Origin of the sequence: Blautia sp. TM10-2, from assembly GCF_003480845.1 — a bacterium.
GTDB classification, from domain to species: domain Bacteria; phylum Bacillota; class Clostridia; order Lachnospirales; family Lachnospiraceae; genus Fusicatenibacter; species Fusicatenibacter saccharivorans.
The window spans coordinates 12,428-30,047 of sequence record NZ_QUJZ01000008.1; the positions used below are offsets into that span (position 1 = coordinate 12,428).

The window sequence follows — 17,620 nt, forward strand, 5'->3', positions numbered from 1 at the left end:
GGAAAATGAGAGAAAAAGCAATTAAAATCAAAAGAAAACGTTGTGCCAGTGACTGGTTTCTTGATATTTTCAAAGTGGTTTTTCTGGTGTTAGTTACTGTGATCTGTGTGTATCCGTTCTGGAACATTTTTGTGGTATCCATTAACGATGCAACCGATGCACTGCGCGGCGGGCTCTACTTTCTGCCGAGAAAACTGAGTCTGGCAAGTTATAAAGATATTCTGGGACGTGCCACATTTTTGCATGGCATTCTGATCACTGTACTTCGTACTGCAATTGGTACACCGCTGGCGGTCCTTGTCACGACAGCACTTGCCTATGTGCTTTCCAGAAAAGAGCTGCTGTTCCGGAAACAGCTGAACCTGTTCTTTATCTTCACCATGTATTTTGGCGGCGGAATGGTTCCGTATTATATGGTATTAAAGAGCCTTGGAATGCTGAATAATTTCATTGTATTTATTTTCCCGAACCTGGTAAGTGTTTATAATATGATTCTGGTAAAGAATTATATAGAGGGAATGCCGGCAGAGATTTTTGAATCGGCGAAAATTGACGGAGCAAACGATCTGATAGTTTTCTTTAAAATGGTAATTCCATTGTCCAAGCCGATTATTATGACCATTGCACTGTTTGTTGCAATTACACATTGGAATTCTTGGTTCGATGCATATTTGTTTACGAATGCACAGTCTTTAAAAACAATGCAGTCCATTTTGGTTGAAATTCTGAATCAGTATCAGACTTCATCAGCGAACCAGGCGGCAAATCAGGCGTCACAGACCATTACACCGGACAGCATTCGAATGGCTGCTACGATGATTGCGACAATTCCGATTATCATGGTTTATCCGTTTATTCAGAAATATTTTGTTAAAGGAATCATGCTCGGATCTGTAAAGAGCTGATGATAGAAGGAGGAAAAGAAAATGAAGTTCAAAAAAAGTATCGCAATGGCGATGAGTGTCCTGATGGCAGCGGGAATGCTTGCAGGATGCGGATCAAATGGCAGTACATCATCAAGTACTGCATCCGGCAGTGCATCATCTGCATCGGGCGAGGTATCAACAGACGGAGTTACGATTTCTATCTTTGACAAAAACTCCGGAAGCAATACCTTTGATGATCCAGTTGCAAAAGCAATTGAGGAAAAAACAGGTGTCAAAATTCAGGTAGAAAATCCAACCGGAGATCCGCTGGAAAAATTGAACCTGATGCTGACCGGTCAGAATTACCCGGATATCGTCCTGATGGATCGTGGAAATGATATTGTAAACCGTTACATTGAGGCAGGCGCACTGCTTCCGCTGAATGATCTGATCGATGAGTACGGCCCGGATGTAAAAGAGATGTACGGGGAAACCTTAAACAAGAGTCGTTATACCGATGGAAAGAATTACTATCTGAATAACTGGTACGGAGAAGATCCGGATCCGGTAGCCGGTGTTCTGATGCGCTATGATTATCTGTGCGAAATCGTTGGAAAAGACCGCGCAGACAGCGATGAGCCATTTACACAGGAAGAGTATATTGACATTTGTAAGAAATTCAAAGAACTTCATCCGACCATTGACGGAAAAGAGAGTATTGCCATTACCTTTGATGCAGAATCCAAAAACTACGATGGAACATTAAAAGGAATGTATGGTCTGAAAACATATTATCAGGATGGGGACAATCTGGAACATGTTGCCAAAGCACCAAACTTCAAAGAGATGATGTCCTTTGCCAATGAACTGTATACCGAAGGCCTTCTGGACAAAGAGTGGGTTGTCAACAAGAAAAATCAGTGGACGCAGAAACTGTCTGCAGGCAACGTATTCAGTACCTTTGCTTCCTACTGGGATACCGATGCAGCAAATACAGCACTTGCTTCTTCTGTAGGAGAAGATGCAAAATTCTATTCCTATAAAATCCTTGGAAACGGAATCAGTGCAGATGAAACTACTTACTCCGGAAGAAGTACACTTGGCTGGGATGCAATCGCGATCACCAAGAATTGTAAAAATCCGGAAGCAGCCATGAAGATGATCAACTACCTTGCAAGCGAAGAAGGACAGTATCTTCTGATGTGGGGTATTGAGGGAACCAACTGGAATATGGAAGATGGAAAACACGTTCCGAACGATGATCTGATTGAAGGATTCCAGACGGATTTTGACAAAACAAAACTGGATACCGGCGTCCGCAAATGGACCTGGTTTGTAAAGAACGGAAATGGTACAGACGGAACTCCATACGATGTATCACAGTATAAAGTAAAAGAGACCCGGCAGGTGGCTATGAATCACTTTGGTGAGAACGACAGATGGGATACCGCAGAGTTTACAGGCCTTGCCCCGGCAGGAAGCACTCCGGATGGCTTGAAATGGCAGAAAATCCAGGATATCTACGATCAGGAATATCCGAAGATTGTGAATGCAGACAGCCACGATGCGGCAATGGAAGAGTACGACAAGATGATTTCCGAAATGAATGACGCAGGACTGGAAGATGTAGAAAAAGTTATCACACAGAATTATCAGGAGCGTATGAAACTCTGGAATGAGTAAGCTAAAGTAAAATAAAAAAATCACACACGGAAAAGAACCGGCAGAAATCGAAATACAGATTTCTATGTCGGTTCTTTTTTATCAGAAGAAGCATTGCGATTTTCAAGGAATCTGGATATAATGAGGAAAACTGGAAAAACAGGGAAATCCAACCGCATGAGACAGGAGGCATCGTACATGGCAGCGAAAGAACAGTTAACCGCAATGGAAATGATCTGGGGATTTATGAGTGGGACGACAGGACATATGGGAAAGACGGACTTTGCGCCGCAGAAGGAAGCGTTCGGGGATTTTGCATCTCCGGAAACGTATTTTCCGCGCGTGGTGCCGGAGAGCGAAGGCATCTCATCGGAAAAGCTGACGCAGATGCTTCGTGAGCTCGCCGCTGCGCGCCATACGGACATGCATCATCTGCTGGTCCTGCGGAATGGACATGTCATCTGCGAATGCAATTTCGCCCCATACCGCAGCGGCATCTGGCATGCGACGTATTCTATGTGTAAGAGCATCACTGGCATGGCGGCTGGTTTTCTGATCAGTGAAGGAAAACTTTCCCTGGACGAGAACGTCTATGATATTTTTGAAAAACGAAACGGTCTGCTGCAGAAGATCCTGCGCCCGAATTTGACCGTGGAGCATCTTCTGACGATGAAGAGCGGCGTACAGTTCAATGAGATGGGCGTTGTTTCCGGCAACGACTGGGTGGACAGCTTCTTAAATGCGCCGGTCAAGGGAACGCCGGGCGAAGCGTTTGAGTACAACAGTATGAACACGTATCTGCTGTCTGCAATCATACAGGAGCGCACCGGCATGAAAATGGTAGATTACCTGCGGCCGCGTCTGTTTGAGCCTCTTGGCATCCGGAAAGTCTTCTGGGAGAGCTGCCCGGCAGGGATTACGAAAGGCGGCTGGGGCCTCTTCCTGTGCCCGGAGGACGCGGCCAAGCTCGGGGTGATGTACGTGAACGGCGGAAAATTCGAAGGAAAACAGATCGTCCCGGCGGAATGGGTCGCAGCGTCCACCTCCGTTCATGCGACACCGCCGGAAAAGATGGGAAAATATGGCTATGGTTACCAGGTCTGGATGGAGGAGCGGCCGGGCAGCTTTGCGTTCAATGGCATGCTGGGGCAGAACGTACTCGGTTACCCGGATACCGGCGTGGTGATTGTGACGAATGCGGGCAGCAACGAGCTGTTCCAGACGTGTGAGATGCTCGACATTGTGCGGAAGTATTTCGGCGCGGAATTTGGTGCAGAGCTGAAATCCGGCGAGGCGGAAAGCCCGATGGCATATCGGAAGCTGGTGCAGACCTGCTGTGATCTGGAGGGCGCGAAAGAGACACCGGGAAGAATCCTGCGCGGCGGCTGGAAGCGGAGAACACCGGGGCCGCGGAACAGCGGAACACCGCGTCAGATCGACATGGCGCAGCTTCTGCACGGAAAAGAATATAAAATGGAGGACACGCATGTCGGCATGTTTCCGCTGACGCTGCAGGTCTTCCACAACAACTTTTCCGACGGCATCCGCCGCATCGGTTTCTTCTATGAAAAAGGCCGTTTCTTTGTCGAGCTGACCGAGGGAGAAAAAACACAGCGCATTGCGATCGGTCTTACGGGGTCCAAAGTTGTAGAATGGGTGGAAAACGAGGAATCGTATCTGCTCGGAACGACGGGACAGTTTGCGGAGAATGAAGACGGCGAACTGGTGCTGAAGCTTGAGTTTGCATTTCTGGAAGAGGCCGCAAGACGGAGGGTCAAAATCATTTTCCAGCGTGATTTCGAGCGGATCAGACTGGAGTGGAATGAGACGCCGGGCAAGGATCTGATTATTGAGGGACTTGAATCCCTCGTGACGGATGTGGCGATCGCGCCGCTTCTGCCGTCGCGGTTCCGCGAGCGGAGCCTTGACATGATCCATCTGCTGATGGCACAGACCATTGAGCCAATGGTAGAGGCACACCGCGTGTGGCCGGGGGAAGAAACGGCAGCGGAAGCTGAATCGGCCGCGGCAGTGGAAAATGCGGAAAACGCAGAAGAAACGGTGTAAAAACAGAAAAAATCAAAAGAGAAATGTGGATAAAAAAGGGAATGGAGCTGCCGGATGCGCAGTTCCATTCCCTTTTAAAAATACAGATTACAGATTCAAAGCCATATCGCCGGATTTGATCAGGTTTGCCTTGCGGAATACCTCTGAGAAGAACAAGGTGATCACAGCCGGAAGCACGAAGTGGAGCAGAATAATTTTGATGATGACGAGCTTCGGATCATCGTAAGCGATCATCGTCTGATACGTTGTGATCTGTCCGACAAGACCTGCGGAACCCATGCCGCTTCCCGTTGCATTATTCTGCATATTGGCGAGGATTGTGGAGACGGGTCCTAAAATCGCACTCGAGAAGATGACGGGCAGCCAGATCAGCGGATGACGCATGATGTTCGGCACCTGGAGCATCGAGGTTCCAAGACCCTGTGCGACAAGGCCGCCGAATTTGTTTTCCCGATAACTTGCAACCGCGAATCCGACCATGTTGCAGCAGCAGCCGATCGTTGCGGCACCGGCGGCAAGACCGGAAAGATTCAGAATGATGCCGAGTGCAGCGGAGCTGATCGGCAGTGTCAGAACCATACCCATGACGACCGAAACAACGATGCCCATGATGAACGGCCGCTGTTCCGTTGCCCAGTTGATGATGCTTCCAAGGCCTGTCATCATCTGGGAGATCGGCGGTCCGACGAGCAGTCCGACAACGGAACCGGCTCCGATGGTGATGACCGGTGTCACGATGATATCAACCTTGGTCTTGCCGGAAACCAGATGGCCGCAGGTGATGCCTGCGAAAGCTGCGATGAAAGCGCCGAGCGGTTCGCCAGGTCCTGCCAGAACGGCATTTCCGTCCACAAAGAATGTGCCGCCGGTGATCTTGCCGGCATAACCGCCGACCATGGCGGCGACGGCTGCAGAAACCGTGACAAGCGGGCTTTCCCCATATTTCACTGCCACGCCGACACCGATACCGGCACTTGTCAGGGCTGCGGCAGCTTTTCCAAGCAGATAGATCACATTTCCGGTCGAACCGCCGATCAGAAGACCGATCTGCTGAATCATCGTACCAATAATCAGGGTTGCAAAAAGACCCTGCGTCATGCCGCCGAAGCCATCAATGAAGATGTGCGAGGCGACTTTTTTGATTGTTCGCATATGGAATTCCTCCTCATGTATGTGGTGTGTTACTGTATTCACAAGTGACTTGTCAGTCGACTTTTAGTCTATCATAAGATGGGGGCGGGTGCAATCCTTTTCCGGGGGCATAAGTTGACAAAAGAAAGGGGCACGCTTATAATTGAGACAAATTCAGAGCGCTTCGAGAAAACAGCTCAGACAGTAAAAAAGTGATAAAGGAGACGCATGGGAAAACAGAAAAAGAAACAGAAAAAACGCGGCAATCCGCTTTGGACTCTGGTATTTTTAGCGGCACTTGCTGTTTTCTGCTTTTCCGGGTACAAGCTGATCGGCATTTACCTGGATTACAAGACCGGCACGGATGAATACCGGGATCTGCAGCAGTATACGACGGAAATTACAAAAACACCAGAGACACCGGCAACGACGAAAACAGAGGAGCCACAGGCGGAATCCGAACCGGCGGAGCCTTCCGAACCGGAGCCGGAACCACTGTCGTATCCGACAGAACCGCCGCTTGCCGTCGATTTTGAATCCTTAAAAGCGATTAACCCGGATGTGAAGGGATGGCTTTATATCGAAGCTCTCGACATCAGTTACCCGGTCGTACAGGGGCCGGACAATGTTGCGTATCTTCATACGACGTATGAGGGAACGAGCAACTTTGCGGGTTCCATTTTCCTCGATTACCAGAATCAGGATGATTTCAGTGATGGAAACACAATCGTTTACGGTCATAATATGAAGAATCTCTCCATGTTCGGAAAATTGAAACAGATGAAGGAGCAGGAAAAATATAGGGACAGCGTCTATTTCTGGATGCTGACGCCGGAATCAAACGATGTGTACCAGATTTTTTCTGCTTTTTATACGGAGGCAGACAGTGATGTCTACACGCTGTATTCCGGCGGGGGTGAAGCGTTTGTACAGTATCTGAATACCATGGCGGCGCGGTCAGAGATCCCGGTGGAGCAGCCGGAGATGGATGAAAACAGCCATATTATTGTGCTGTCCACCTGTGCGGCGAGCGATACGACTGGACGGTTCGTCGTTCTGGGCGTGCGGCGGAACCGGTAATGATTGGTCAGGAGGAGGAATGACAGATGGAAGAGGAAAGAAAAATCGAAGAACTGCAGAGATTGATTGATACGCATGAAAATATCGTATTCTTCGGCGGCGCGGGCGTGTCCACGGAGAGCGGGATTCCGGATTTCCGGAGCGTGGATGGCCTTTATCATCAGAAGTATGACGTTCCGCCGGAGACAATTTTAAGCCACAGCTATTTCCTGCGGTACCCGGAAAAGTTTTATGCTTTTTACCGCGACAAAATGCTTCCGGTCGGCGCAGAACCGAACGCGGCGCATAAGAAACTTGCAGAGCTCGAAGCGGCGGGAAAATTAAAAGCGATTGTGACGCAGAACATTGACGGACTGCATCAGGCGGCGGGAAGTAAAGTAGTGTATGAACTGCATGGAAGCACACACCGCAATTACTGTATGAAATGCGGGGCATTCTGCGATACAGAGCTGGTGAGAAGGAGCAGCGGCGTTCCAAGATGTGAAAAATGCGGAGGCATGATCAAACCGGATGTCGTACTCTACGAGGAGAGTCTGAATGAGAAAGTGCTCGACGGTGCGATCCGCTCGATTGCGGCGGCAGATCTTCTGATTGTCGGCGGAACGTCACTTGCGGTTTATCCGGCGGCAGGCCTTCTCCAGTATTTTGAGGGCGATGCGCTGGTTCTCATCAACAAGGGCGCAACGCCGATGGATAAAAACGCGGATCTTCTGATCCAGCAGCCGATCGGGCAGGTGCTCGGCAGCATCAAAGTAAGATAGATTTTAATTAGAAAATATAAGGCGGAAGAAACATGGCAGAACATTACGAAGTAGGCGATATTGTAAAACTGAAAAAGCCGCATCCGTGCGGCAGCAGCGAGTGGGAAATCCTGCGTGTCGGCGCAGATTTCCGTCTCAAATGCACCGGCTGCGGCCACCAGATCATGGTAGCACGCAAGCTGGTCGAGAAAAACACCCGCGGATTACGAAAAAAAGATGCGTAATATCGTGAAAAAAACAAGAAAACACGCGAAAAAGGGCTTGCTATAAGCCCTTTTTTATGTTAAAATAACAAATTGTGACGTATAAAAATAATTCCTTGCTCCCCATAATGAAAATGGGGTGCCAAAAAGTCCAAAAGGAGGTAAAGCATGAACAAGTACGAATTAGCACTGGTTGTGAATGCAAAACTTGAAGAAGAGGAACGCGCAGCTGTAGTTGAGAAAGCCAAAGGTTATGTAACCCGTTACGGCGGAACAGTTGGCGAAGTAGAAGAGTGGGGCAAAAAACGCCTTGCATACGAAATTCAGCATATGCGTGAAGCATATTACTACTTTATTCAGTTTGAAGCAGACGCAACAGCTCCGGCAGAGATCGAGAGCCATATGCGTATTATGGATAACGTACTGAGATACTTAGTCGTTAAAAAGGAAGCTTAAGAGGTAAGCGAATGAATAAAGTTATATTGATGGGAAGATTGACCAGAGATCCCGATGTCAGATACTCTGCTGGAGAGAACTCCACAGCGGTAGCCCGTTATACACTGGCTGTTGACCGCAGATTCCGCAGAGACGGCGATTCCGCAACCGCAGACTTTATCGGATGCGTTGCTTTCGGCCGCCAGGCAGAATTTGCAGAGAAATACCTGCGTCAGGGAACGAAGATCGCCATCACCGGCCGCATTCAGACCGGAAGCTACACCAACCGTGAAGGCCAGAAGGTCTACACGACAGACGTAGTTGTAGAAGAGCAGGAGTTTGCAGAGAGCAAAAATGCAGGTGGAAACAACGGAGGATACTCCGCACCGCAGCATAACAATCCGGCTCCGTCCGCGAATACATCTGACCTGGGCAGCGCCGATGGTTTTATGAATATTCCCGATGGCATTGACGAAGAATTGCCATTTAATTGATAGAAAAGGAGAGATTGATCATGGCTTATAATAATAGTGAAAGACCAGCTTCCAGAAGACCGGCCCGCAGAAGAAGAAAAGTTTGTGTTTTCTGTGGTGGAGAAGAGATCAGCTACAAGGATGCAGCTAAACTGAAAAAATATGTATCCGAGCGTGGTAAAATCCTGCCGAGACGTGTAACTGGAACCTGCGCAAAACATCAGAGAGCAGTAACAGTAGCCGTTAAGAGAGCAAGACATATGGCTATTATGCCGTACGTAGATGATTGATTCTGACTTGCGCTAAGCACTGTCCGAACGTTCATTTTGAATCGGTAAATAAATGGAGGTATCTGCCCGAAAAGGGCGGGTACCTTTTTTGTATCCAGAAGTATCTTGTTGCCAAAGTACAGGTCAAAGTGGTATAATCGGAAGGACAGGAGCGAAATACAACACGCAACGTTGGAAAGGTGTTAGGAAATGAAAAGCAAAATGAAGTTGAGCGGCCAATTGCGGAGCTATCTTCGATGGCCGCTGATTTTGTCCATCCTGATGCTTGTGATGAATATCGGCATGTATTTTGTGGATGTGATGGCAGGAATGTGGTTCACGCTGTTTTTTGCAGTCTATGTGATCGCAGCCGCAGTTCTCTATTACAGACAGCGTCCGCAGGTGATCAACGAGCTGATTACCTTTGCGACCGAATACGGCCAGGTTCAGAAGCATCTGATCCAGGAACTGGCGCTGCCCTATGCCGTTATGGATTCGCAGGGAAAACTTCTCTGGGTCAACAAAGAGTTTACAAAAATCACAGGGAAGGATACACAGTATCATAAATGTATCGCCACCATTTTTCCGGAGCTGACGGTCGAGCGGCTGCCGAAAAATGAGGAGGAGACCGACATCAACGTGGCTTACGGCGAAAAGAATTTCCGTGCCCATGTAAAAAGCGTCTGCATCGACGAGCTGATCCAGAATTCGGAGATGATCAACACAGATATCAAAGGCTATTTTATTCAGGCACTGTATCTGTTCGATGAGACGGAGCTCCGCGAGTATATGCGGAAATTCGAGGACGAAACGATGGTCACCGGTCTTCTGTATCTGGACAACTACGACGAGGCGCTGGAGAGCGTCGAGGAGGTCCGCCGTTCCCTTCTGACCGCACTGGTCGAGCGAAAGATCAACAAATATTTCAACGATCTCGATGGACTGGTGAAGCGGTATGAGAACGACAAATACATCGTGGTCATGCGCCGGAGTTCGTTAAATGAACTGAAAGAGAAAAAGTTCGATATCCTCGAGGACGTCAAGACCATCAACATCGGAAACGAGATGGCGGTCACAATCAGTATGGGTATCGGAGCAGATGCTGGATCGTTTGCGAAAAACTCCGAGTATGCGAAAATCGCGATCGACCTGGCTCTTGGCCGGGGCGGCGATCAGGTCGTTTTAAAGGACGGTTCGAAGATTCAGTATTTCGGCGGAAAAACGCAGGCTGTGGAAAAGAATACGAGAGTCAAAGCCCGCGTCAAGGCGCACGCGCTGAAAGAGTTTATGAACACGAAAGAGAAGGTCGTTGTCATGGGACACCGACTGCCGGATGCCGATTCGTTCGGTGCGGCCATCGGTATCTACCGTGCGGCGAAAACGCTGAATAAAAAAGCGTACATCGTCATCGACAACCCGACCAGCTCGATCATTCCGCTGATGAATACGTTCAGCGACAACCAGGATTATGAGGCGGACATGTTTGTCAACAACCATGAGGCGAAAGAGATCATGGACGACAACACGCTGCTCGTTGTGGTCGATACGAACAAGCCGAGCATCACACAGTGTGAGGATCTGCTGTACATGGCGAAAATGATCGTCGTGCTGGATCATCACCGGCAGGGAAGCGATACGATCCGCAACTCGGTGCTTTCCTATATTGAGCCGTATGCATCATCCGCGAGCGAGATGGTTGCCGAGATTCTCCAGTATTTTACCGAGGGAATCCGCATCCGGAACGTGGAGGCGGACAGCATCTATGCCGGCATCATGATCGATACCGACAACTTTATGCAGAAAACAGGTGTCCGCACGTTCGAGGCGGCAGCGTTCCTGCGCCGCTGCGGTGCGGATGTGACGCGTGTGCGCAAGCTGTTCCGTGAGGATATGAACGATTACAAGGCAAGAGGAGAGACGATCCGCAATGCGGAGCTGTTCCGCGGCCAGTTCGCGATTTCCGAATGCCCGAGCGACTATGTGGACAGCCCGACGGTGGTCGGAGCACAAGCGGCGAACGAGCTGCTGAACATTGTCGGTGTCAAGGCGTCCTTTGTACTGACCGAGTACAAAGGCGTGATCTATATCAGCGCCCGCGCGATCGATGAGGTCAATGTACAGATCATCATGGAGCGGATGGGCGGCGGCGGTCATCTGAATATGGCGGGATGCCAGCTCGAGACCGTCAACATGGAGGAGGCGAGAAACCTTCTGAAATCAACCTTAACAGAAATGCAGGATGGAGGAGAAATCTGATATGAAAGTTATCTTACTGGAAGACGTAAAAGCACTTGGTAAAAAAGGACAGACTGTAAACGTAAGTGACGGATATGCAAGAAACATGCTTCTGCCGAAAAAACTCGGCATCGAGGCAACCGCAAAAAACCTGAATGAGCTGAAACTCCAGAAAGCACACGAGGACAAAGTGGCAGCAGAGCAGCTCGCTGAGGCACAGGCTTTCGCGAAAGAGATTGAGGACAAACAGGTTACCGTAGCAATCAAAGTCGGCGAGGGCGGAAAAGTATTCGGAAGCGTATCGGCAAAAGAGATCGCTGAGGCAGCAAAAGAGCAGCTCGGATACGACATCGACAAAAAGAAAATGCAGCTTCCGAACCCGATCAAGGTTCTTGGAACGACAGAAGTGCCGATCCGCCTGCATACCAAAGTAACTGCAAAGCTGAAAGTTATCGTAAAAGAAGCATAATTCTATGGAAGAAGCACTGATTAAACGAATCCTTCCGCACAGCATCGAGGCGGAGCAGTCGGTCATCGGTTCCATGCTGATGGGGCGCGAAGCCATCATGGCGGCATCGGAAATCCTGACGAGCGACGATTTTTACCAGCACCAGTACGGCGTCATTTTTGATGCCATGGTGGAGCTGTTCAATGAGGGAAAACCGGTCGATCTGGTCACCCTGCAGAACCGCCTGCGTGAAAAGGATGTTCCGCCGGAGATCAGTTCGATGGAGTTTGTCCGCGATCTTTTAAATGCGGTGCCGACTTCGGCGAATGTGCGCCATTATGCGAACATCGTCAGCGAGAAAGCGGTGCTGCGCCGTCTCATTAAGCTGACAGAAGAGATAGAGAATGACTGCTATCTGAACAAAGAGCCGGTGGAAGTCATCATGGAGGAGACGGAAAAGAAGATGTTCCAGTTATTGGGCCAGCGGAATTCCGGAGACTTCATGCCGATCCGCCAGGTCGTCATCAATACGCTGGAGAACATCGAGCGTGCATCGAAGACGAAGGGAAATGTCACGGGTATTCCGACCGGATTCACGGATCTGGACTACAAGACATCGGGTCTGCAGAACTCTGACTTTATCCTGATTGCGGCACGTCCGTCTATGGGTAAAACGGCGTTTGTCCTCAACATTGCGCAGTATATGGCGTTTAAGAAAGACAAAGCCGTTGCGATTTTCAGTCTCGAGATGTCGCGGGAGCAGCTGATGAACCGTCTGCTCTCGATGGAGTCGAAAGTAGATTCCCAGCATCTGAGAACCGGAAACCTGAAAGACGACGAATGGAGCAAGCTGATCGAGAGCGCCGGCATGATCGGTGAATCCCGACTGATGATTGACGATACACCTGGTATCTCGATCGGAGAGATGCGGTCGAAATGCCGCAAATACAAGCTGGAGCACGGTCTTGATATCATCATCATTGACTACCTGCAGCTGATGTCGGGAAGCGGAAAGAGCTCCTCGGAATCGCGTCAGCAGGAGATTTCGGATATCAGCCGTTCCTTAAAAGCACTCGCGAGAGAGCTGAATGTGCCGGTTGTTGCACTGTCCCAGCTTTCCCGGGCTGTTGAGCAGCGTACCGACCACCGTCCGATGCTTTCCGACCTGCGTGAGTCGGGAGCGATCGAGCAGGATGCCGACGTTGTTATGTTTATCTATCGAGATGATTACTATAATAAGGATTCCGAGAATAAGGGAATCGCGGAAATCATCATCGCCAAACAGCGAAACGGCCCGATCGGAACTGTCAATCTGGTCTGGCTGCCGGATTATACGAAATTTGCGAATGCAGAGAGATAAAAGAAAATATTTTATGTGTCAGAACGTGTCGTGGGATAGTCCTGCGGCACGTTCTTTGTGTATAATTGTATGAAATTGTCGGAATATTACGATGAGATTTTCTTGCGGCAGGGGATAACAGATCCTATAATAAAGGGAAGAAGGGAGTGGCTGCCGTATGGAAAATAGAACGTATCTGGTCACGGAGGCGGAGAAGCTGACCGGGGAGAAAGCGCATGTGCTCCGGTACTGGGAGGACGAGCTCGGCATGGAAATCCACCGCAATTCGCTGGGACACCGCTGCTATACTGCGCAGGACATTCAGATTTTTCTGGGAATCCGGGAACTGAAGAAAAAGGGGCTTCATCTGAAAGCGATCCGCGAGCTGATGCCGAAGCTGGTGCAGGCAACGGCGGAGATCAAAGCGTTTCCGGCGGAAGCGGCAGAGACGGCAAAGGAGAAGCCGGATCCGGCAATACCGGGAAAAGCGGACGAAGTGCCGGAGGTGGTTGTCGATCTTCTGCCCGAGCGGGAAGCAGAACAGCTGGCGGACACCGTGATGCGGCAGGAAGAGGAGGAGCGTCAGACGGAATTTTACCGCGTGCTCGGCCGTCTGCTTGACCAGATGATACAGAAGAGGCGTCAGGAGGAACGGAGCCGCCGCGTGGACGAGGCGATCCGCCGCCACCAGCAGAGCCGGAGAGAAGCAGCGGCGACGCTGGAGCAGAAAGGAAAACGGACGAAAGCAAAACGGAGCCATCGAACCAAAGGGTAAATTGGACAGAAAAAAAGAACGCCTGTGAGAGGCGTTCTTTTTGGATCCACGCGGAAATCCGGCTTATTTTGCAGCCAGATAATCGTTGATCTGGTCTTCCAGAACCTGAGCGTCCAGGCCGTGAACCATAGCTGCTTCTTCCAGGGACTCACCCTGTGCAGAAGGGCAGCCGATGCAGTGCATGCCGGCTCCCATCAGGATTCCGATGATATTTGTATCCATTGCGATTAACTCGCCGATTGTCATGTCTTTCGAGATCTTTGCCATCTTAAAGTTCCTCCTTTAAATGTGTATATACCCGTCGTTCCGATTTTGACGGCTATTTTGATTATAGCGTACCCCCGGGGGGAATGCAAGAACAAATTCATAAGATTATAGAATGTTTATAATTTTGTACTTGTATTTCAGGGGGCAATCGTTTACAATGTGGATAGTACCGAAAGGGCCAAAAAATCTACAAGGAGGATAAGATCATGGCATATGTAATCACAGACGAATGTGTAAGCTGCGGAACCTGCGCTGGAGAATGTCCAGTAGAGGCTATCGCTGAGGGAGATTCCCATTACGAAATCAACCCGGATGTATGCGTTGAGTGCGGAACATGCGCAAGCGTATGTCCAACCGAGGCTATCACAGAAGAGTAATTTGTACGGAACGTACAAAAAAGGAAGTCTTTCACAGACTTCCTTTTTTTATGCATACGTTTCAAAACTTACAGAGAAGCCAGCTCCTGCAGAGCATTCTCTTTTACCATTGCATTTCCATGTTCCAGCAGAAATGCTTCAGCGGCCAGGGAGAAGGATTCCTGTCTGCCGTACTCGGAAAGAATGTTGCAGACCTTGTTGAATTCCTCCGGTTTGCAGCCGGACTGGTGCAGAACGAGCTGATAGTTGGCATCTGCCGTGTTCTTATAGAGGGAATTGCTGCCGGTAAAATACTGGTTCAGCGCTTTTGCGGAGCTGATGACATCGTCGAGGGTTGAGAAGTGGAAGGTGCGTACCAGATCCACATTCTTTTCCTCGGATGCTGCAGGCTCTTTTTCGTTTTCCTTCTGTGCCGCTTTCTTTGCGATTTCCTGTGCCTTGTTCTTCACATCGCAGAGCTTGTGGAACAGGTCGATGATGTCGTCCGCGCCGGAATACTGTACCGGTTCCGGTCCGTCCGTATCGTCGCCGGATGGAGCAAATTTGGCGAAGCGGGTGTCGAGCTCCTGTGGATCCTCGACTCTGGTGATAATGAGGACAATGCTGTCCGGAGCCACCGGAACGGCCTCGACCATGAGCGGGGCATTATCCACATTGAAGCCGAACTGCTGGTTGGCTTCAAGCATCATATCCTGAAACAGGCTGCGGGCCTTTTCCGTGCCGTAAGCCAGTTCGCTGAGCTTTAAATTTCTTTCGGCAAGATCGGCGCTGGTCAGTGTGCAGCGGATCTTGTTATCATTGATTTTTTCTATTTTCATAACTCTCACGTCCTTAATTACTCTTTACTTATATAAATAGGGCTGCTTACGATATAGTATAACACATCACGGAAAGAAGTAAAGAACTTAAGATTTTTTTTACATTTCGCATAATTTTTTCAGAAATGAAGGGACAAACTTTATTTGTAATTCCCCCGGTTTGAAGTATAATAGGAGTTGGGGAAACCTTTGCTTCTGCCCGGAGGGTGCATACTCCGGCCGGAAGCAGGCACAGAAAAAACGGATCGGATAAGAAGGCGTCCCCTTGAAACATGATCATTGAAACTAAAAACAAAAGTATTTCATACGGATCTATGGGGCTTTCTTTTTTGTACGTCACAACTGCAAATAAGCCATGAAACAAACAATCGACAAAACTTTTTAAACAGATTTTCTGAAAAATACCCAATAGCAAAAAGCAACGATACGTTCGTTACTGTTCAATCAGCAGTGAAACACCTGCTGTTTCGCTGCGTAAGAACATGATTCAGGTGTGAGCAGCCCTCCTTTTGCGAAGCAAAACTTTAAATGAGGGCTGCGAATGTTACAGTTCGCTGGGAACCAGTGAACTGTAACGATACTTTCTGACTCGCATGCGGTTCCCTTGCGCATAACGGTTGCTATTGGGTATTTTTTTTGTTATAATGGGCGCAAGTGGGGAGATCTTCAGAGCGAAGAAAAGGGGAAAAGAACACATGAAGGAGCAACAGAAGAAAAAAGCAGCGCCGGTACTGGTCGTACTGATTCTGATCGTGCTAGTCGGTGCAGCAGGCGTTGTTTCATTTTTGATAAACCGATATAAACCCGGAACCGAATACATGGCCGGGAACGAATATTTTAACCTGACAGACGAAAACAGCGTTGCGCTGATCCAGAACGGAGAACTTCTGGAAGAGCAGGCCGTCCTTATCGGAGGAGAGCCGTATGCGGCGTACACATATGTAGAATCCCAGCTGAACAGCTGCTTCTACTGGGATGAAGAAACAAAAGGAATCCTGCTTACAACGAGCGGCGGCGTGCAGACACTGCTTCCGGGCGATGCGGCCGTTGCCAAAACACCGGGCGGACAGCCTGCCGTACAGCAGGAGAGCGACGGAACGGTTTACATTTCGCTGGATGTCGTAAAAGAATACACAGATCTCGACTATGCATATTACAGCGATCCCAACCGTGTTGTAATCCGGAATGAATGGGACGGCGTGGAACAGGCGACGGTACAGTCAGACACCGCGCAGGTGCGCCAGAAAGGCGGCATCAAGAGTCTGATTCTTGCGGATGTACAGAAGGGTGACACCCTGCTGTATCTGGAAAATCTGGACAACTGGTGCAAAGTCATGACGGCGGACGGCTATACCGGCTACATCCAGACAGAGGATATCTCCGAGCCGGAGGCCATCGAAGCGCGGACGGCAAAGAAAGATTCCTATGAAAGAATTACACGGGATCACAAAATCAATCTGGTCTGGCATCAGAGCACATCGACCGAGTCGAACGACGCGATGGCAGAGATGACAGCAGAAATGACCGGCGTGAACGTGATTTCACCGACCTGGTTTTCCGTGACAGACGAAACCGGTACGATTTCCAGCCTTGCGAGCGCCGATTACGTGAAACTGGCGCATGAAGCGGGACGGGAAGTCTGGGGATTGATTGATAACTTTAATGAAGCATTTGACGAAACAACCGATCTTGCCTACGCATCCGTGCGCAGTAGAATCATTGAGCAGCTGCTCGCCGAGGCAGCATCGTGCGGCATGGACGGCATCAACGTGGATTTCGAGAATCTGAAAGAGGCCGGAATCCCGCATTACCTGCAGTTTCTGCGGGAACTGACGAGCGCGGCGCATGCACAGAATCTTGTGGTGTCGGTCGATACGCCGGTACCGCAGGCTTACACGATGTATTATCAGCGCGGCGAGCAGGCAAGATTTGTGGACTATATGATTGTCATGGCCTATGACGAGCATTTCGCGGGAAGCGAGGAGGCAGGCTCTGTTTCATCCCTCCCGTTCGTACAGCAGGCCGTGGAGGAGATGACGCGGGTGATGCCTGCCGATCAGGTGATCTGCGGAATCCCGTTTTATACCCGTGTCTGGACGGAAAAGTTCGGACAGAGCGCCATTACCAGCGAGGTGCTGGGCATGGATGGCGCCAAAAACTATGCCAAAGAGAATCAGATGACAGAAACCTGGGATGCATCCCTTGGCCAGAATGTGGCAACGGTAGAAACTTCCGATGCCAGATACACGATCTGGATGGAGGATGAGCAGTCCATGGAGGAAAAACTGAAAGTGATCCAAAGCGCTGATCTCGCCGGAGTGGCAGAGTGGAAGCTCGGATTCGAGTGCGCAGACGTCTGGAGTCTGATTTCAGAATATATTGAAACAAACAGTTGACGAGGAGTCCGGGAAGGA

Annotated in this window: 18 protein-coding genes; 15 read left to right on the forward strand and 3 right to left on the reverse strand. The window is 49.6% G+C overall.

Going from position 1 to position 17,620, the window contains the following annotated elements:
• Window positions 1–5 precede the first annotated feature (5 nt).
• The 3 genes from DXD92_RS09250 (at window position 6) to DXD92_RS09260 (ending at window position 4,595) form a co-directional block, all read left to right on the forward strand.
• Window positions 6–905, forward strand: a complete 900-nt coding sequence (locus tag DXD92_RS09250) for a carbohydrate ABC transporter permease (RefSeq protein WP_118640446.1) — start codon at window positions 6–8, stop codon at window positions 903–905.
• Between the two features lie 21 nt (window positions 906–926).
• Complete coding sequence (locus tag DXD92_RS09255) at window positions 927–2,549, forward strand: extracellular solute-binding protein (RefSeq protein WP_118640447.1); 1,623 nt, start codon at window positions 927–929, stop codon at window positions 2,547–2,549.
• A gap of 177 nt (window positions 2,550–2,726) precedes the next feature.
• Window positions 2,727–4,595: a serine hydrolase domain-containing protein gene (locus DXD92_RS09260; protein WP_158581775.1), complete on the forward strand. Its 1,869-nt coding sequence runs from the start codon at window positions 2,727–2,729 to the stop codon at window positions 4,593–4,595.
• An 87-nt stretch (window positions 4,596–4,682) separates the two neighbouring features.
• On the opposite strand, the gene DXD92_RS09265 is transcribed toward DXD92_RS09260, so the two are convergent.
• Window positions 4,683–5,747, reverse strand: a complete 1,065-nt coding sequence (locus tag DXD92_RS09265) for a PTS transporter subunit IIC (protein ID WP_117509767.1) — start codon at window positions 5,745–5,747, stop codon at window positions 4,683–4,685.
• A gap of 207 nt (window positions 5,748–5,954) precedes the next feature.
• Here DXD92_RS09265 and srtB point away from each other — a divergent pair, with 207 nt between their 5' ends.
• The 10 genes from srtB to DXD92_RS09315 all read left to right on the forward strand — a co-directional run bounded on the left by srtB (window position 5,955) and on the right by DXD92_RS09315 (window position 13,744).
• Complete coding sequence (gene srtB, locus DXD92_RS09270) at window positions 5,955–6,806, forward strand: class B sortase (protein WP_117802324.1); 852 nt, start codon at window positions 5,955–5,957, stop codon at window positions 6,804–6,806.
• Between the two features lie 26 nt (window positions 6,807–6,832).
• A complete protein-coding gene (locus DXD92_RS09275) occupies window positions 6,833–7,567 on the forward strand; it encodes an NAD-dependent protein deacylase (protein ID WP_117761939.1) in 735 nt (244 codons plus the stop codon).
• A gap of 32 nt (window positions 7,568–7,599) precedes the next feature.
• Window positions 7,600–7,791 (forward strand): DUF951 domain-containing protein, encoded by a 192-nt coding sequence (locus DXD92_RS09280; protein ID WP_022461609.1) that lies wholly within the window; start codon window positions 7,600–7,602, stop codon window positions 7,789–7,791.
• Between the two features lie 147 nt (window positions 7,792–7,938).
• Window positions 7,939–8,226 carry a 30S ribosomal protein S6 gene (gene rpsF / locus DXD92_RS09285; RefSeq protein ID WP_022461610.1) on the forward strand — a complete coding sequence of 96 codons (288 nt, stop codon included), beginning with the start codon at window positions 7,939–7,941 and terminating at the stop codon, window positions 8,224–8,226.
• An 11-nt stretch (window positions 8,227–8,237) separates the two neighbouring features.
• Window positions 8,238–8,699, forward strand: a complete 462-nt coding sequence (locus DXD92_RS09290; protein WP_055220137.1) for a single-stranded DNA-binding protein — start codon at window positions 8,238–8,240, stop codon at window positions 8,697–8,699.
• A gap of 20 nt (window positions 8,700–8,719) precedes the next feature.
• The gene (gene rpsR / locus DXD92_RS09295; protein WP_022461611.1) at window positions 8,720–8,968 is read left to right on the forward strand and encodes a 30S ribosomal protein S18; all 249 of its coding nucleotides are present in this window, start codon (window positions 8,720–8,722) and stop codon (window positions 8,966–8,968) included.
• 189 nt (window positions 8,969–9,157) lie between these two features.
• Complete coding sequence (locus tag DXD92_RS09300; RefSeq protein WP_118594795.1) at window positions 9,158–11,203, forward strand: DHH family phosphoesterase; 2,046 nt, start codon at window positions 9,158–9,160, stop codon at window positions 11,201–11,203.
• 1 nt (window position 11,204) lies between these two features.
• Entirely contained in the window at window positions 11,205–11,651 is a 447-nt protein-coding gene (gene rplI, locus DXD92_RS09305; RefSeq protein WP_022461613.1) for a 50S ribosomal protein L9, read from the forward strand.
• A gap of 4 nt (window positions 11,652–11,655) precedes the next feature.
• On the forward strand, window positions 11,656–12,990 hold the full coding sequence (gene dnaB, locus DXD92_RS09310) for a replicative DNA helicase (RefSeq protein WP_022461614.1): 1,335 nt from the start codon (window positions 11,656–11,658) through the stop codon (window positions 12,988–12,990).
• A 157-nt stretch (window positions 12,991–13,147) separates the two neighbouring features.
• Complete coding sequence (locus tag DXD92_RS09315; RefSeq protein WP_118594796.1) at window positions 13,148–13,744, forward strand: MerR family transcriptional regulator; 597 nt, start codon at window positions 13,148–13,150, stop codon at window positions 13,742–13,744.
• A gap of 63 nt (window positions 13,745–13,807) precedes the next feature.
• On the opposite strand, the gene DXD92_RS09320 is transcribed toward DXD92_RS09315, so the two are convergent.
• Window positions 13,808–14,011, reverse strand: coding sequence for a DUF1858 domain-containing protein (locus tag DXD92_RS09320; RefSeq protein ID WP_022461615.1), 204 nt, complete (start codon window positions 14,009–14,011; stop codon window positions 13,808–13,810).
• Window positions 14,012–14,217: 206 nt separating this feature from the next.
• On the opposite strand from DXD92_RS09320, the gene DXD92_RS09325 reads away from it, so the two are divergent.
• The gene (locus tag DXD92_RS09325; protein WP_022461616.1) at window positions 14,218–14,388 is read left to right on the forward strand and encodes a DUF362 domain-containing protein; all 171 of its coding nucleotides are present in this window, start codon (window positions 14,218–14,220) and stop codon (window positions 14,386–14,388) included.
• Window positions 14,389–14,456: 68 nt separating this feature from the next.
• Here DXD92_RS09325 and DXD92_RS09330 read toward each other — a convergent pair whose 3' ends face one another.
• The gene (locus DXD92_RS09330) at window positions 14,457–15,206 is read right to left on the reverse strand and encodes an adaptor protein MecA (RefSeq protein ID WP_022461617.1); all 750 of its coding nucleotides are present in this window, start codon (window positions 15,204–15,206) and stop codon (window positions 14,457–14,459) included.
• A 695-nt stretch (window positions 15,207–15,901) separates the two neighbouring features.
• Here DXD92_RS09330 and DXD92_RS09335 point away from each other — a divergent pair.
• A complete protein-coding gene (locus tag DXD92_RS09335) occupies window positions 15,902–17,602 on the forward strand; it encodes a glycosyl hydrolase family 18 protein (protein WP_022461618.1) in 1,701 nt (566 codons plus the stop codon).
• Window positions 17,603–17,620 lie beyond the last annotated feature (18 nt).

Bases quoted from the DNA above. Each gene is read 5' to 3' on its own strand.
- srtB (WP_117802324.1), top strand. From the start codon at position 5,955: ATGGGAAAACAGAAAAAGAAACAGAAAAAACGCGGCAATCCGCTTTGG.
- DXD92_RS09250 (WP_118640446.1), top strand. From the start codon at position 6: ATGAGAGAAAAAGCAATTAAAATCAAAAGAAAACGTTGTGCCAGTGAC.
- DXD92_RS09290 (WP_055220137.1), top strand. From the start codon at position 8,238: ATGAATAAAGTTATATTGATGGGAAGATTGACCAGAGATCCCGATGTC.
- DXD92_RS09320 (WP_022461615.1), bottom strand. From the start codon at position 14,011: ATGGCAAAGATCTCGAAAGACATGACAATCGGCGAGTTAATCGCAATG.
- DXD92_RS09300 (WP_118594795.1), top strand. From the start codon at position 9,158: ATGAAAAGCAAAATGAAGTTGAGCGGCCAATTGCGGAGCTATCTTCGA.
- DXD92_RS09315 (WP_118594796.1), top strand. From the start codon at position 13,148: ATGGAAAATAGAACGTATCTGGTCACGGAGGCGGAGAAGCTGACCGGG.
- DXD92_RS09275 (WP_117761939.1), top strand. From the start codon at position 6,833: ATGGAAGAGGAAAGAAAAATCGAAGAACTGCAGAGATTGATTGATACG.
- DXD92_RS09330 (WP_022461617.1), bottom strand. From the start codon at position 15,206: ATGAAAATAGAAAAAATCAATGATAACAAGATCCGCTGCACACTGACC.
- DXD92_RS09260 (WP_158581775.1), top strand. From the start codon at position 2,727: ATGGCAGCGAAAGAACAGTTAACCGCAATGGAAATGATCTGGGGATTT.
- DXD92_RS09280 (WP_022461609.1), top strand. From the start codon at position 7,600: ATGGCAGAACATTACGAAGTAGGCGATATTGTAAAACTGAAAAAGCCG.
- DXD92_RS09335 (WP_022461618.1), top strand. From the start codon at position 15,902: ATGAAGGAGCAACAGAAGAAAAAAGCAGCGCCGGTACTGGTCGTACTG.
- DXD92_RS09325 (WP_022461616.1), top strand. From the start codon at position 14,218: ATGGCATATGTAATCACAGACGAATGTGTAAGCTGCGGAACCTGCGCT.
- DXD92_RS09265 (WP_117509767.1), bottom strand. From the start codon at position 5,747: ATGCGAACAATCAAAAAAGTCGCCTCGCACATCTTCATTGATGGCTTC.
- rpsF (WP_022461610.1), top strand. From the start codon at position 7,939: ATGAACAAGTACGAATTAGCACTGGTTGTGAATGCAAAACTTGAAGAA.
- DXD92_RS09255 (WP_118640447.1), top strand. From the start codon at position 927: ATGAAGTTCAAAAAAAGTATCGCAATGGCGATGAGTGTCCTGATGGCA.
- rpsR (WP_022461611.1), top strand. From the start codon at position 8,720: ATGGCTTATAATAATAGTGAAAGACCAGCTTCCAGAAGACCGGCCCGC.
- dnaB (WP_022461614.1), top strand. From the start codon at position 11,656: ATGGAAGAAGCACTGATTAAACGAATCCTTCCGCACAGCATCGAGGCG.
- rplI (WP_022461613.1), top strand. From the start codon at position 11,205: ATGAAAGTTATCTTACTGGAAGACGTAAAAGCACTTGGTAAAAAAGGA.